Here is a 14,191-nt window from a genome sequence, read left to right as displayed (position 1 = left end):
GAGGTGAGTATCACTTGAAATATTTTATTTACTTTATTGTTATCGTAGCGTTTTTAGATACATTTTCACAATTACCTATTATGAGTACGTTCGCCCAAAGTCTTGGAGGAACCCCTCTTATTATTGGTCTAGTTGTCGGTATGTACTCATTTGCTAATATGATTGGTAATATTATTGCTGGCGCTGCCGTCGATAAATTTGGTGCAAAAAAAATACTTTATATAAGCATGGGATTTACGAGTTTCATAGTCTTGTTATACACCGTTGTTCAAAGTGGTGAACAACTATTAGTTGTGCGCTTTATGCACGGTTTTAGTGACGGATTTTTAATTCCAGCTGCCTTTACGTTTTTATCAAAACAAACACATTCAGCAAGGCAAGGTAAAGCAATGGCTCTATCTGGTGCTGCTGTTGGAACAGCGGCAATTGTAGGACCGGCTTTCAGTGGTATTATGAAAGCAACCGCTGGCATAGAGTGGGTTTTCATTACCATCTCTATATTAATGGTTCTTGGTACAATCGTATCTCTATTCTTCTTACCAAATAACGTATCAAGAAAAGATACATCAAGAACGCAAATGATGAACAAAGAAGATATGATTGAACTGTTAAAGTCAGAACCGTTATTACAAGCATACATCGGCGCTTTCACATTAATGTTTTCACAAGGAATTGTCACATATATGTTACCAGTAAAAGTTGAAGCGTTGGCACTGAAAGCATCTACAACTGGTATGATGTTAAGTGTATTCGGCATTACCGCTATCCTCTTCTTCTTGCTACCAACAAATCGTATTTACGATCGATTTAATCGTTCAAAACTAATGTTGGTTGGCATTGCAGTTATGGCATTAGCGTTATCTTTACTCGGATTATTTACAACAAAAGGCATGCTCTTTATCGTTATGATGATTTATGGAATTGGATTCGCTATCCTCTTCCCGTCAATCAATGCTTTACTTGTTGAAAATACGACAGACAGTAACCGCGGGAAAGCATTCGGATTGTTTTATGCATTCTTCTCGTTAGGAGTTGTGGCTGGATCCTTTACAGTCGGAGCAATCGGAGCATCGCCTAGCATCAGCTTCGTTATCGGAACTGCCTTCTTAGTAACATTTGCTGGGATGATTTATGTAAGAAGCAAAGTAAAAAAGACAATGATGGGATAATTCCATCATTGTCTTTTTTCACTAATTTTCCGTATATAACCAAGTAATACCTGTAAATAAGCTTATGTATAAAAGCAATACTACCTTCTTCCTTTAAAAAAGCAACTGAATAAATACCGATGATACTTCGACAATTTCCTCGGAAATATTTCCTTTCCCCACATAATTTGATACATTACACATGAACTAATAGTTGTAGTACATGTGCTAAAATCATAACTTACTGTACAAATTTAAAAAGCACATTCTTCATATGAAGAATGTGCTTTTATATTATTAACGCTTAATCCAAACAGCTCCAGCTGACTTATCCTCTGCTTGTCCAACAACTTGGAATTTAAGTCCAAGGTTTGGAACTTTTCGTCCTGCATCCGCAATTTGTTTATTGCTGTATACTTTTGAATCATCAAAAGTTGTCACACCTTGTAATCCAGAATAATTAAACTGCCCGCGTGTTAACGAATTTACACTCCATGCTGGCGTTTGATCAAATGAAAATGCAGCATCCGCAATTTGCATGCCTGTATTACCGTACGTTGGTTTTCCGTTCAAATTACCAACAAACGCTTCTGGATGAGAGTCCACAACACCAAGGAACCCTTCACCTGGATGCACTCCAACCCAGTTATCTTTGAAACTATCATCTGCATACCAAACAACAAGACCTGTATTATATACTGGACCTTTTCCTGCTTTTAATCCATTATCCGACCCAGCATAGTTTCTCCATTCTAAATAATAATAATGAGGTTTCTTCTCTGTCCCATCAGAAACAACGAATCCATTTACCTTCATTTTAGCTTGCCCTTCTACATCATCAGAAAATACTACTTGTCCATCAACCGTTACATTTACATTATCCATTGCGAAACCTTTATATGTTAAAGCTGGATCTGTAATATAATCGAATTGCAATTTCACTTTCTTCCCTTTAAATTGACTTAAATCATATGACTTATCAATCCATTTTCCATCTGTTGTATCTTTATCATCTTGTACTATCTGTTCTCCTAATCTATCAATCAATGTTTTCGTTCCATCTTCTGTTATAGCATGTACCTCGATGAAATCGCACTCTGCTTCCAATTCATAATTTGCTTTATAATCAAATTTTGCATTTGTTCCTTTTGTTAAATCAAAGTACGGTGTCTCTAATGTTGTATGCATATCATCGCCTCTTGTACTATAATATGCATGCTTTCCAAATTCCGGTTTAATCGTTTCAACACTCTTACTTGGTAAGTTAACACGTACAACACCTGGACGATTTGATTTCGTAACACTTTGATCAATATATGTAGGAACTCCTACACCACGCTTAATTTTATCGTAATCTACTTCTAAAATCTTTGCCCAGTTGCCACCCATATTCTTTTGTAAGAAGTCTTTATTTTGTGGTGAAAAGCTAGTCGGCTCTGTTCCTGCAATTTTTCCGGTCCAACTACCTCCACTCATTAACGACCAAGCTTCAACAGGTGATCCAGCTCCAGTATATTTCGTGTCATATTCATCCGGTAAACCAAGATCATGTCCAAATTCATGTGCAAACACACCTACAGCTCCATCTTCTGGTTCAATTGTATAGTCATGTGCTGCTACTTTTCCACCAAAGTAATCTACCTTTGATTTTGTCCCTTCAATCGCTACTGGATCTATTGCTAATTTTGAACGATGTGACCAAATTGCATCATCACCTAATTTACCGCCACCAGCTTCTTGACCAACACCAGCATGGATTACCATTAAATGATCAACTACACCGTCAGGTTCATTTTGATTTCCATCTCCGTTTGTGTCATATCTATCGAATTGATCAAATTGAGATAAATCTAACCCTTTCTCAGCAGCTGCATGTAAAGCTTCTTTCACTAAATCACGTGCACCTTTTGGACCTTTATTATCATGACCACTGCTACCATCAGCTCCATAATCAGATGCTTTTCCCGGAACAGTTAGCCACTCCGTTACATATCCGTCTGTTGTATAACTACCGCCAGACTGCTCTTCGTAATATTGTTTAAACGTTTTTACTTTCGAACCATCAAATAATGTGTATGGTTCATTACCAAATAACATCTTTTGATAATGCTCTCTACTAAAGTCTTTCGAATACATATAACCTGGTGTTTGATCAATATTATTATGTTTATAATCACTAAATTCAACGAGTAACACTAGTACTTTATCAGTTCGAACAGATCCCTTATATGGAGCTTGCTTTGCCCTAGAAGTTGGAACTTGCCCATTCAATTTTTTTGTATTTGGCTCCGGCCTTTGCTCGGGGCTAATATTTTTTTCAGTTTTCTTTACTTTCTCCTTTTCTTCCATTTTTTTCTCTTTTACTTTTTTCACGAAATCAGATGCTTCTTTAGCAGTATCCGCTGGAAGAATTTCTTTATTTGCCTGATCCCCTTGTTTCCTTTCAATATATTTTTCTACAGCTTTTTTCGTCTCTTCTTTAGAAGATGCTGGATTAATTGTTCCTCTTTCTTTCAACGCTTCCGCTAAACGATCTTCTTGAATTAAATTGTAATCAATTGGTGTTGTGGATACATTGTCTTTCTCTTTCGCCGGCGTTTCCGCATATACGAACGGAGCACTCATTACAGATGTACATCCGATAATTGCCGTAATTGCTAACGTTGATAATACTTTAAATGGAGCTTTTCTTTTCATCCTCTGTCTCTCCTTTTATAAAACTTAAAATTCAGATAAATAAGTGCATTTTAGTCGAAATCTCTATTTACTATCCTCCCTATATAAAAAGGCATAATTCTATAAACGTTAAGCTTTCTGTTCTAGAATCATGCCCTCCAGTTTTCTGGTCAGACTCCTACCTTTTTATGTCGAAATATGAAAAATAAAAAGTGATTTGATATATATTAAATAGCTTATATAACAAATTTAAAAGACAATATGCAAAATTGCATGAAAATTCTTTTAAATAAAAAAAAGAACCCTAGTCAATTAAACTAGGATTCTCGATTTCATATTATTTCTCTTGTGTTTTTTCCCAATCAGCTAAGAACTTCTCAATTCCTTGATCTGTTAATGGGTGCTTCACTAATGAAGCAATTACGTTTGCCGGGATTGTTGCAATATGTGCACCGTTTAATGCTGCGTCAGTTACGTGAACGCTGTGACGTACAGATGCTGCAATGATTTCTGTTTCAATGCCGTGAATTGCAAAGATTTCTGCGATTTGGCGAATTAAGTCCATACCGTTATGACCGATATCATCTAGGCGACCTAAGAATGGTGAAACATATGTCGCACCAGCGCGAGCTGCAAGTAATGCTTGAACCGCTGAGAATACTAGTGTAACGTTTGTACGAATTCCTAAATCAGAGAATGCTTTTACTGCTTTTAAACCTTCTGTTGTCATTGGAACTTTTACAACAACGTTTGGAGCGATTTTCGCTAGTTCTTTTCCTTCTTCGATCATTTTATCAGCTTCTAAGCTAATTACTTCTGCACTTACAGGGCCTTCTACAACGCTGCAAATTTCACGAATACGCGCATGGAAATCTACGCCTTCTTTTGCTACAAGTGATGGATTTGTCGTTACTCCAGCTAATACACCTAATGCATTTGCCTCTTTAATTTCGTTAATGTTTGCTGTATCAATAAAGAATTTCATTTGTTATTCGTCCTTCCTAATTTCCATTTTATATTTATTTATTTTTCTTAATAAGCTCTAATTCAATCGGAATAGATTTGTCCACTTTTTTACCTTGCGTTATCTCTTTTGCTGTTTGCATCGCCTTCTCTCCGATTAATTCCGGTTTTTGAGCAACTGTTGCAGCCATACGCCCATCTTTAACCGCTTTTACAGCATCTTCTGTTGCATCAAATCCAACAACGACTACATCTGTTTTTCCAGCAGACTTCAATGCTTCAAGCGCGCCTAGTGCCATCTCATCGTTATGCGCAAACACGGCTTTAATATCACCATTTGCTTGCAAAATGTTTTCCATAACAGATAATCCTTTTGCTCTATCAAAATCAGCTGCTTGTTTGGCAACTACTTTTAAAGACTTATCAGCTACGTTATGGAATCCTTTCCCACGCTCACGAGCAGCAGAAGAGCCAGGGATTCCTTCTAACTCAGCAACGTTTGCTCCCTCGCCGACTAATTCACGAATGTAATCACTAGCCATTTGACCACCTTCGATATTATTAGATGCAATGTGAGAAACAACTTTACCTGCATTTGCAACGCGGTCTACTGTAATAACAGGAACATTCGCTGCATTTGCCGCACTAACTGCTGAAGCAACAGCATCTGAATCGGTCGGATTAATAACAACTACATCGACACCTTTTTGAATTAAATCTTCAACATCATTTGTTTGCTTTGCTGCATCATTTTGCGCATCAACAGCAATCAATTCGATGCCGCTTTCTTTCGCTTTCTTTTCTGCACCCTTTTTCAAAGTTACGAAGAAGGGATTATTTAAAGTTGAAACAGAGAATCCAACTTTAATAGTTTTATTTCGACCTTTATCGCTAGAATCCTTTGCCCATTCTGGTGGTTCCATTGAACAACCAGCAGTAATGACCATAATACATGCAACGAGTATAAGTAACCATTTCTTCATGAACTGTCCCTCCATTACGCTTCTTTTCGACGATCAATTAATACAGCTAGTAAGATTACAAGCCCTTTTACAACTTGCTGGAAGAAAGAAGATACACCTAATAAATTTAAACCGTTATTTAGTACACCGATAATAAGTACACCGATGAATGTACCAACAATCCATCCTCTTCCTCCTGAAAGGCTTGTTCCACCTAATACAACTGCTGCAATTGCATCTAATTCGTAAGAAGTACCTGCAGTCGGCTGTGCAGAATCTAGTCGTGATGTTAAGACAATACCTGCAAGCGCTGCCAAAATTCCGGAAAGACCGTAAATCATTACTTTAATTCTCGTAACATTAATACCTGATAATGCTGCTGCTTCTTCATTTCCACCAATTGCAAATGTACGACGACCAAATGTCGTTTTCTTCAAAATGAAGTACAGTACTGCGAAAGCGATCATCATAGTAACAGCTGGTACCGGAATACCAAGAAAATAACCGCGGCCAAACATTTGGAACATTAAATGATCACCAAGACCAGTGATCGGACGTCCGTCCATATAAACAAGCGTCAACCCACGAAAAATAGTCATTGTTGCTAAAGTTGCAATAAATGGAGCTACTTTTCCCTTTGCTATGATGATACCGTTTATAATTCCCATTACAAGACCTGCTAACAATCCAACTGCCATTGCAAGGAACGGATCCATGCCACTTGCCATCATTCCAGCAACAAGTGCACTTGATAATGCTAAAATAGAACCTACTGATAAGTCAATACCCCCTGTTAAAATTACGAAGGTCATTCCGAATGCAATAAGCGCATTAATCGATACTTGACGCAGTATATTAAATAAATTTGGAATTTCAATAAATGCTGGATTTAAAGCTGTAATTACTACAATAATTAGTACTAGTCCAATTAAAGAACCAAGTTGTTGTAATACATTCCCCTTCTTAGCCATCCTTACTCTCCCCCTGTAGCTAGTGCCATAATAGACTCTTGTGATGCCTCATCTTTCTCTAAAATACCGCCGATTTTCCCTTCATGAATAACGAGAACGCGATCACTCATTCCTAAAACTTCTGGAAGCTCAGATGATACCATAATAACGGCATCTCCTTGCTCGGTAAGCTTATTCATAATAGAGTAAATTTCTTTTTTCGCTCCAACATCGACACCTCTCGTTGGCTCATCTAAAATGAGTAGTTGCGGATGAATACCTAGCCATTTTGCAATTACAACCTTTTGCTGGTTTCCACCAGAAAGAGATTTCACTGCTTGCTCTCCACTAGATGCTTTCACATTAAGCAGTTTCATCATGTCCCCTGTAAATTGTTGTTCTAGTTCGTTACTAAGGACACTTCCCTTTGAAAGACTTTCTAAATTTGGTAAAGCTAAATTTTCACGAATTGAGAAATCTAACACTAACCCTTCAGATTTTCTATCTTCTGTAATGAAAGCAATTCTTTGCCTAATTGCATCTATCGGACTATCAATCCTTACTTCTTGCCCATTTATAAATATTTGTCCAGAATCTAACGGTTCATATCCAAATATCGCTTTCATAATATCTGTACGACCAGCTCCCATCAAACCAGCTACACCAAGGATTTCACCTTTTCTCACTTGAAACGAAACATTTTCAAATTTCCCCTTTTTCGTTCCATTACGCATTTCAAAAATCACTTCGCCAATTTGACTATTACGCTCTGGGTAACGTTCACCAATGCTGCGCCCCACCATCATACTCACTACTTCATCAAATGACGTTTCTGGAATTAACCTCTTTCCTACGTATTCTCCATCACGTAAAATCGTAATGGCATCACATATTGAAAAAATCTCTTCCATACGGTGTGAAATATAAACGAATGAAACACCTTCTTTACGCAACTTATTTATAACTGTAAAGAGCGTTTCGATTTCACGATCTGTCAGTGCCGCAGTAGGTTCATCCATAATAATAACGCTCGCGTTTGTCATTAAGGCTTTCGCAATTTCGATAATTTGCTGTTGTCCAACCGATAACTCTCCCGCTAACATAGCGCCTCTTACATTCAATCCTAGCTCTGCCAATTGTTGCTGGGCCATTGCATTCATTTGGCGTGTGCGTAAAATACCTGTTTTACCGTACATTAACTCTTTACCAAGAAACATATTTTCAGCTACTGTTAAATTCGGCAATATGTTCAGTTCTTGATGTATAAATGCAATACCATAGGCTTCTGCTTCTTTCGCATTTTTAAAAGTACGTTCTTGTCCATCAATTGTGACTGTTCCACCATCTTTTGTATATACACCTGTCAAAATCTTCATAAGCGTTGATTTACCCGCTCCATTTTCCCCCATCAATGCATGGACTTCTCCTGTTTCAATCATAAACTGTGCATTCTTTAAAACAGGATTGCCATTGAACGCCTTTGAAATGTTTTTCATTTCAATACGCATTCTCATCACTTCCCTTTATTAAAAAATCACGCCTGCATGTAAAATTACATTGGCATAAGGTGTAGCCTCACCTGTACGAATAATTGCCTTCGCATTCTTCGTATACTCTTTAAATTGTTCATGAGATACATATTCAAATGCTGGATCCATTAATTTCATTTCGATTCCTTTATTTACTTCCGCATTATTTATAATAATTTCTTCAGCTAACGTCACTTTTTCAATTGCCATATCATCAGCTACAACTTGTAATACGTCTAAAAAACTTGGTTTTCCGATTTCAACCGCTAAATCAATTCGTTTTACTCCATCAGGAATAGGTAACCCGCAGTCTGCAATTACAAGCGTATCTGTATGCCCGAGTGAAGCAAGGACTGCTGCAATCTCACTGTTTAATACACCGTGCTTCTTCATCCAACAATCACCTGCACTTCACGTACCCTGTCTCTCGTTGGCATACCGCCTTGTGCCCCAAGCTTTGTTACAGAAAGACCTCCAGCAATGTTCGCAAAACGAATTGCTTTTTGAAGTGCTTCTCCTTCAGAAAGTGCAACTGCTAGCGCACCATTAAATGTATCACCAGCTCCAGTCGTATCTACTACATCGACAGCAATGCTAGGAACATGTACAATCTCCGTTCCATTATGGAAACGAACACCGTTAGAACCTTCTGTCATCAATAGTTTATTTGGATATTTCGCCAGTAAATCTTCAATTGGTGATGTGAAATCATCTAATACGATGCGGCACTCATGTTCATTTGGCGTAATATAAGTTGCCTTTTCTAAAATATCTTCTGATAACACTTGTGCTGGCGCTGGATTTAACATAACTGGAATATTATGCTCCTCACAAATAGCCAATACATATTTTACTGTTTCCAGCGGGATCTCTAGTTGGAGAACAACCATATCTGCTTTTACAAGAAGATCTTTTGAACGATCTACAACCGACTCATTTACAAGAGCATTTGCCCCTTGTACGACAACAATACTATTATCCTCTTCTGCTAAAACGATATGAGCGATTCCTGTCGTTCCATCTGTAACCGGTACCACATAGTCGATAAAAACGCGTTCGTTTTCTAAATTTCTTCTAACAACTGTTCCGTAATCATCATTTCCTACCGCACCAACCATCGCTACATTGGCTCCTAATCTTGCTGCTGCAACTGCTTGATTCGCTCCTTTTCCCCCTGGAATTGTATGAAACGCTTCACCAATTACTGTTTCTCCTGCTTTCGGCCGTTTTTTTGAAACAGCCACTAAATCCATTGAAATGCTGCCTACTACTGCAATATTTGGCATCTGTTTCATCTCCCTACTTCGTTGTATTTCGTTCTATAATTTCAATCGGTAAACGATAGTGTTTCTCTTCTAGCGGACTACCTTCCATCTGCTTTAACAGTAATTCTGTCGCAATTTTCCCCATCTCATAAATGGGTTGTGCAACCGTTGTAATAGATGGATACATCATTTCTGTTAAAGAAATTCCATCAAATCCGATAATTTGTAAATCATCTGGGATAGAAATTCTTTTTTGCATTGCTGCTTTGACGATACCAATTGCAATTAAGTCGTTCCCAGCAACAATTCCATCAATATGCGGGTATTCTTCTAATAATTCCATCGCTACACGCTCACTATTAGCTGGATCAAATGTACTTTCTGCGATCATATATGAAAGATTATTTTGCGTAATAACATCTACAAAACCTTCAAAACGTTCATTCGCTGTACTTACATCACGAGGTCCACGAATATGTGCAATATGTTTGCACCCCTTATCTAACAATAACTTTGTAGCGGCCTGACTTCCCGCATAGTTATCTGCATACACAGTAGGTATACGTTCATTAAACATACGGTCAATTGCAACAACTGGAACTGGCAAATTCATGTAATTAATACTGTTTTGTGGATTCGTTGCTACAATAAATCCATCCACATTATTTTGCCTAAGTACATCAATATATTGCTTTTCTTTTTCTAAACTCTCATCAGAGTTACAAAGTACAACTGTGTATCCTTGCTTATGTGCTACATCTTCTACGGCACGTGCAACTTCTGGAAAGAATGGATTCACGATATTCGGAACAACTAAACCTATTAAACGAGATTTTTTATTATACAGTGAACGCGCTACTGTACTGGGCTTATAATCTAACATCTCAATTGCACGCTCTACTTTTTTTAACGTATCTTCGTGAACATATCCATTTTTATTTAACACCCTGGAAACGGTCGCAACAGATACTCCCGCTAATTTTGCAACGTCTTTAATCGTACTCATTTTCTTCCCTCTCCATTTCATGTAACCGTTTACAGAAAATAATATAACGTATTTCTAAAAATACGTCAATCATTTCTCACTAAAAAGCTTTTAAGGTTATACTCAAAAAAGCATCGCCATATGGCGATGCTTTTTCATTATGAAGATGATGCAGTTCGTTCTTTCTCTTCTATAACAGGCTCTTCAACACCTTTTTTACGATCAGACAGTTTAATCTTTTGTAAGAAAATCGTAAAGATGGCACCTACTATGATAAATACTAATCCTGTTAAGAATACAGTATGAAGTGAGTCTACTAAAGAATTTTTTAAAATTGGCACGATGCTATTAGAGAATGCTTCTGGCATTTGCTTTAATGCCTCCGGATTAAATAGCATCGAATATAAACCTTGTGGATCTGTATGAATCATATCTTTCAATTTTGTTACCATTTCTCCCGCTTCTTTCGGGAACGTATCTAATACAGGCACTAATTTATTTGTTAATGTTGTACCTGAAGTGTTATTCATAATTGATCCTAAAATTGTAATACCAAATGTTCCACCGATTTGACGGAAAAATTGACTTGATGATGTTACGACACCAAGATCTTTTTTCGGGAAGCTTTCTTGTAGCGCTAATGTTAATGTCGGCATTACAAGACCCATTCCTAAACCGATAACCATCATGTAAGAAGTAGCAGTTAGCTTCGTTGTGTGCATATCCATCGTTGTTAATAACCAGAATCCACCAGCCATAATAAGCATACCTGTAATAATTTGTGGTTTCACACCAACTTTTAATACAAGTTGACCACCAAGAATACTCATCACAATCATTGTAATCATCATCGGCGTCATAATCGTCCCTGATTCAGCAGCACTTACTCCTACAATACCTTGCATGAAGAATGGTACGAACATAATCGCACCGAACATTCCGATACTCATAAAGAATCCAATCGCATTTAATAATGTAAATGTGCGATTTTTAAAGAAATGCATCGGTAAGATTGGCTCTTCCGCTTTCTTTTCCACAATAATAAAGCTAACGATACCAATTACAGATAGTGCAAATAACCCGATAATTTGCCAAGAATCCCACGCGTAATCTTTTCCGCCAAACGTTAACGCAAGTAATAAACTTACAACACCGAGAATCATCGTAAAGATTCCAGCGATGTCAATTTTAATTGGTCCCGTTTGTTTATGTGATTTTAATCCCATTGCGATAAAGATCGTCGCTAAAATACCAACTGGTAAGTTAATGTAGAATACCCATCTCCAATTCACTGCATCTACAATCCAACCACCAACTTGTGGTCCAATTACAGAAGCAAGACCGTATAACGCACCAAAAATACCTTGCCATTTCGCACGTTCTTTTCCTGTAAACATATCCCCGATAATAATCATAGCCATTGGCATCATAATACCGCCACCAAGACCTTGAATACCACGGAAAATAATTAATTCTGTCATACCATTTGCCATACCACATAACGCTGAGCCAACCATAAAGATAATTAGCCCTGTTATATATACGTTACGACGACCAAGTAAATCCGCTAATTTACCTGCGATTGGTACGACTGTCGTTGATGTTAACATATAAGCAGTTGTTAACCATGTCATTAAGCTTAATCCACCTAGTTCACCAACGATACGTGGCATTGCTGTACCTACGATTGTTCCATCTAACGCAGCAAATAGCATCGCGATTACTAAACCGATTAACAACAACTTTCTATTTATATTGTCTTGTTGCTCCATGTAATCTCCTCAATTCCTCTTAGTTATTCTCTTTTTTCTCTTGTGTCCCGCAAATAATTGTTTCTAACTTCTCAAAGAGACGTAACAAATCTTCTCTTTCTTGTAATTCTAAGTGTGAGAAGTATTTTGCAATATGCTCATTACGAGCAGTCATTGCCTCTTCCACCCTAGCTTTCCCCTTTTTCGTCAACTCAATGACGACAACGCGACGATCATCTTTATCATGATAGCGCTCTACAAGTTCTTGATCGATTAGACGATCAATCATCACCGTAATTGCGCTAGGCTTCACATACATCTTCTTTGCTAATGTTGTCGCTCTTGAAGCCCCATAATGATCTAAAATCTTTAAAATATAAAACTGCGGTGGTGTAAGTCCTGTTGCTTGCATTTGTTCTAATAACTCTGTCTGCATCTTCTTTCCAATTGAAAAGGCGAGAGCTTGAATTTTATCGATATGCGTCATATCATTTGGCATGTTATCCACCTCTTATTTAAGCAATAAAATATTTAATGTATTTAAATATTAATACCACGAACAAAATCCGTCAACACTTTTTATTCATAAAAACGTTTACATTCTTGACACAAAGTTGTATAATTTTCGTCGAAGTTAATATTGACAGTCACGGAGAATCGGAGTATACGGCTATGAATCATAAAAAAGGGAACTTTTTTATATTTCATGGCCTTTTTGTATTCTCTCTGACGTACGACACTTCGAATTAATTAGGGGAGGATTTTCATTTTATGTTTTTCACACAATTCTTTAAACCTGCGCCCCACGCGGAACGCTTACCAGCTGATCGCGTTGATAGTGAATACCGTAAATTACGTTTACAAGTATTCTTAGGTATCTTCATCGGCTATGCAGGTTATTACTTTGTTCGAAAAAACTTTTCACTTGCAATGTTCTTCCTTGCTCTTACTTTAAACACAGGATCGACAAAAGCGAAACAAGCTTAAACAAAATATAATATGTAAATAAAGAATAGCTCTTAGCGTTTATATACATGCTAAGAGCTATTCTTTATTTACAGCACTTTTCTTACTATTTATAACAACCAAATCCTTCCCTACTATAAAATTAAAACATTTGCTGAAACGTCTTTATTAAAACTGCTAACGTAACAGATGCAGCAAATCCCCCTAAACAAATTAAGCTTACCCCTTGACTATATGATAAATTTTGAAATGATTTCATTTCTTCCATCCTCCCTATCTCCCCTTTAATACTCTTATTTTACCAACGGGGAAAATTTCATAACATCGATTTCTCTGACAACTAACTTACAAATTTGTAAGTTAACATTTTTTAAAACTTATATATTTAGTATGCCCATACACTCTCCCTTTATACGTCAAAAAAGACCTCGAATTATATCCAGGTCTTGCTTTCGCTAATACATATTTCACTCAATTTATTTTACAATCATCACCGGGCATTTCACACGCTTTGCTATTTTATGACTAACACTACCAAGTACCATTTCTTGCAATGTATTTAATCCTCTACTTCCAGCAACAACAAGATCTATATCCCCTGTATTTACATACTGAACGATCGTATCTCCAGGATCACCGTGTAGAATCGTAATTTTGTAGGAAATGTTCTCTTTCTTTAATAAACCCTCAATCTCTTTTAATTTATCTTTTCGACTAGCTGATATTGTTTCTAAATCTGTTTGTCCTTGTATAATATCTGATTTTGCCGTTCTATTATCTACTACGTACACAACTTCAATATTTGTTTCTTCGTTAAATTTCGCAATATATGTTGCATGCTCTGCTGCTCGAACTGCATGTTCAGAACCATCGCATGCTAATATAATTTGTTTGTACATATGCTGAATCCCCTTTTCGTTATCCTACTCGTATTATAATACAAAAGCCCCCTTTTTTGTCTTTCAAAAAAGAGGGCTTACACATGAATATAAAATT

General features: G+C 37.0%; 13 protein-coding genes and 1 pseudogene. 2 read left to right on the top strand and 12 right to left on the bottom strand.

Features of this window, described 5'->3' with window-relative positions:
- The first annotated feature begins 14 nt into the window (after positions 1–14).
- Complete coding sequence (locus ACQKNI_RS22285) at positions 15–1,169, top strand: MFS transporter (RefSeq protein ID WP_088232555.1); 1,155 nt, start codon at positions 15–17, stop codon at positions 1,167–1,169.
- Between the two features lie 276 nt (positions 1,170–1,445).
- On the opposite strand, the gene inhA2 is transcribed toward ACQKNI_RS22285, so the two are convergent.
- From inhA2 to ACQKNI_RS22235, 10 genes are all read right to left on the bottom strand, one after another.
- Positions 1,446–3,845 (bottom strand): M6 family metalloprotease immune inhibitor InhA2, encoded by a 2,400-nt coding sequence (inhA2, locus tag ACQKNI_RS22280; RefSeq protein WP_088232554.1) that lies wholly within the window; start codon positions 3,843–3,845, stop codon positions 1,446–1,448.
- A 316-nt stretch (positions 3,846–4,161) separates the two neighbouring features.
- On the bottom strand, positions 4,162–4,809 hold the full coding sequence (fsa, locus tag ACQKNI_RS22275; RefSeq protein WP_088232553.1) for a fructose-6-phosphate aldolase: 648 nt from the start codon (positions 4,807–4,809) through the stop codon (positions 4,162–4,164).
- A gap of 34 nt (positions 4,810–4,843) precedes the next feature.
- Positions 4,844–5,770, bottom strand: a complete 927-nt coding sequence (rbsB, locus tag ACQKNI_RS22270; protein ID WP_088232552.1) for a ribose ABC transporter substrate-binding protein RbsB — start codon at positions 5,768–5,770, stop codon at positions 4,844–4,846.
- A 14-nt stretch (positions 5,771–5,784) separates the two neighbouring features.
- Positions 5,785–6,720, bottom strand: coding sequence for an ABC transporter permease subunit (locus tag ACQKNI_RS22265; protein WP_071717581.1), 936 nt, complete (start codon positions 6,718–6,720; stop codon positions 5,785–5,787).
- Between the two features lie 2 nt (positions 6,721–6,722).
- Positions 6,723–8,207 (bottom strand): ribose ABC transporter ATP-binding protein RbsA, encoded by a 1,485-nt coding sequence (gene rbsA, locus ACQKNI_RS22260; RefSeq protein WP_098253307.1) that lies wholly within the window; start codon positions 8,205–8,207, stop codon positions 6,723–6,725.
- Positions 8,208–8,225: 18 nt separating this feature from the next.
- Positions 8,226–8,621: a D-ribose pyranase gene (gene rbsD / locus ACQKNI_RS22255; protein ID WP_088232550.1), complete on the bottom strand. Its 396-nt coding sequence runs from the start codon at positions 8,619–8,621 to the stop codon at positions 8,226–8,228.
- The gene (rbsK, locus tag ACQKNI_RS22250) at positions 8,618–9,514 is read right to left on the bottom strand and encodes a ribokinase (protein ID WP_088232549.1); all 897 of its coding nucleotides are present in this window, start codon (positions 9,512–9,514) and stop codon (positions 8,618–8,620) included. The genes rbsD and rbsK overlap by 4 nt, the downstream gene beginning before the upstream one ends.
- 13 nt (positions 9,515–9,527) lie before the next feature.
- A complete protein-coding gene (gene rbsR, locus ACQKNI_RS22245; RefSeq protein WP_088232548.1) occupies positions 9,528–10,499 on the bottom strand; it encodes a ribose operon transcriptional repressor RbsR in 972 nt (323 codons plus the stop codon).
- 137 nt (positions 10,500–10,636) lie between these two features.
- Positions 10,637–12,250, bottom strand: a complete 1,614-nt coding sequence (locus tag ACQKNI_RS22240) for an MDR family MFS transporter (RefSeq protein ID WP_088232547.1) — start codon at positions 12,248–12,250, stop codon at positions 10,637–10,639.
- A 19-nt stretch (positions 12,251–12,269) separates the two neighbouring features.
- Complete coding sequence (locus tag ACQKNI_RS22235) at positions 12,270–12,728, bottom strand: MarR family winged helix-turn-helix transcriptional regulator (protein WP_088232546.1); 459 nt, start codon at positions 12,726–12,728, stop codon at positions 12,270–12,272.
- 272 nt (positions 12,729–13,000) lie between these two features.
- On the opposite strand from ACQKNI_RS22235, the pseudogene glpT reads away from it, so the two are divergent.
- Positions 13,001–13,171 (top strand): annotated as a pseudogene (glpT, locus tag ACQKNI_RS22230) (glycerol-3-phosphate transporter); the annotation flags it as partial.
- Positions 13,172–13,337: 166 nt separating this feature from the next.
- Here the strand turns inward: glpT and ACQKNI_RS22225 are convergent.
- A complete protein-coding gene (locus ACQKNI_RS22225; RefSeq protein ID WP_088232594.1) occupies positions 13,338–13,454 on the bottom strand; it encodes a DUF4027 family protein in 117 nt (38 codons plus the stop codon).
- 217 nt (positions 13,455–13,671) lie between these two features.
- Positions 13,672–14,094 (bottom strand): universal stress protein, encoded by a 423-nt coding sequence (locus ACQKNI_RS22220; RefSeq protein ID WP_088232544.1) that lies wholly within the window; start codon positions 14,092–14,094, stop codon positions 13,672–13,674.
- Between the last annotated feature and the right edge of the window lie 97 nt (positions 14,095–14,191).

It is taken from the genome of Bacillus sp. NPDC094064, from assembly GCF_050279585.1.
Taxonomy (GTDB): Bacteria; Bacillota; Bacilli; order Bacillales; family Bacillaceae_G; genus Bacillus_A.
Note: the sequence above shows the minus strand (reverse complement) of the source record. Positions and strands in the feature narration are given on the sequence as shown.

Coding starts and splice junctions, on each gene's coding strand:
- rbsD (WP_088232550.1), bottom strand. CDS start 8,621: ATGAAGAAGCACGGTGTATTAAACAGTGAGATTGCAGCAGTCCTTGCT.
- ACQKNI_RS22220 (WP_088232544.1), bottom strand. CDS start 14,094: ATGTACAAACAAATTATATTAGCATGCGATGGTTCTGAACATGCAGTT.
- fsa (WP_088232553.1), bottom strand. CDS start 4,809: ATGAAATTCTTTATTGATACAGCAAACATTAACGAAATTAAAGAGGCA.
- ACQKNI_RS22235 (WP_088232546.1), bottom strand. CDS start 12,728: ATGCCAAATGATATGACGCATATCGATAAAATTCAAGCTCTCGCCTTT.
- ACQKNI_RS22240 (WP_088232547.1), bottom strand. CDS start 12,250: ATGGAGCAACAAGACAATATAAATAGAAAGTTGTTGTTAATCGGTTTA.
- rbsR (WP_088232548.1), bottom strand. CDS start 10,499: ATGAGTACGATTAAAGACGTTGCAAAATTAGCGGGAGTATCTGTTGCG.
- rbsA (WP_098253307.1), bottom strand. CDS start 8,207: ATGCGTATTGAAATGAAAAACATTTCAAAGGCGTTCAATGGCAATCCT.
- inhA2 (WP_088232554.1), bottom strand. CDS start 3,845: ATGAAAAGAAAAGCTCCATTTAAAGTATTATCAACGTTAGCAATTACG.
- ACQKNI_RS22265 (WP_071717581.1), bottom strand. CDS start 6,720: ATGGCTAAGAAGGGGAATGTATTACAACAACTTGGTTCTTTAATTGGA.
- ACQKNI_RS22225 (WP_088232594.1), bottom strand. CDS start 13,454: ATGAAATCATTTCAAAATTTATCATATAGTCAAGGGGTAAGCTTAATT.
- rbsB (WP_088232552.1), bottom strand. CDS start 5,770: ATGAAGAAATGGTTACTTATACTCGTTGCATGTATTATGGTCATTACT.
- rbsK (WP_088232549.1), bottom strand. CDS start 9,514: ATGCCAAATATTGCAGTAGTAGGCAGCATTTCAATGGATTTAGTGGCT.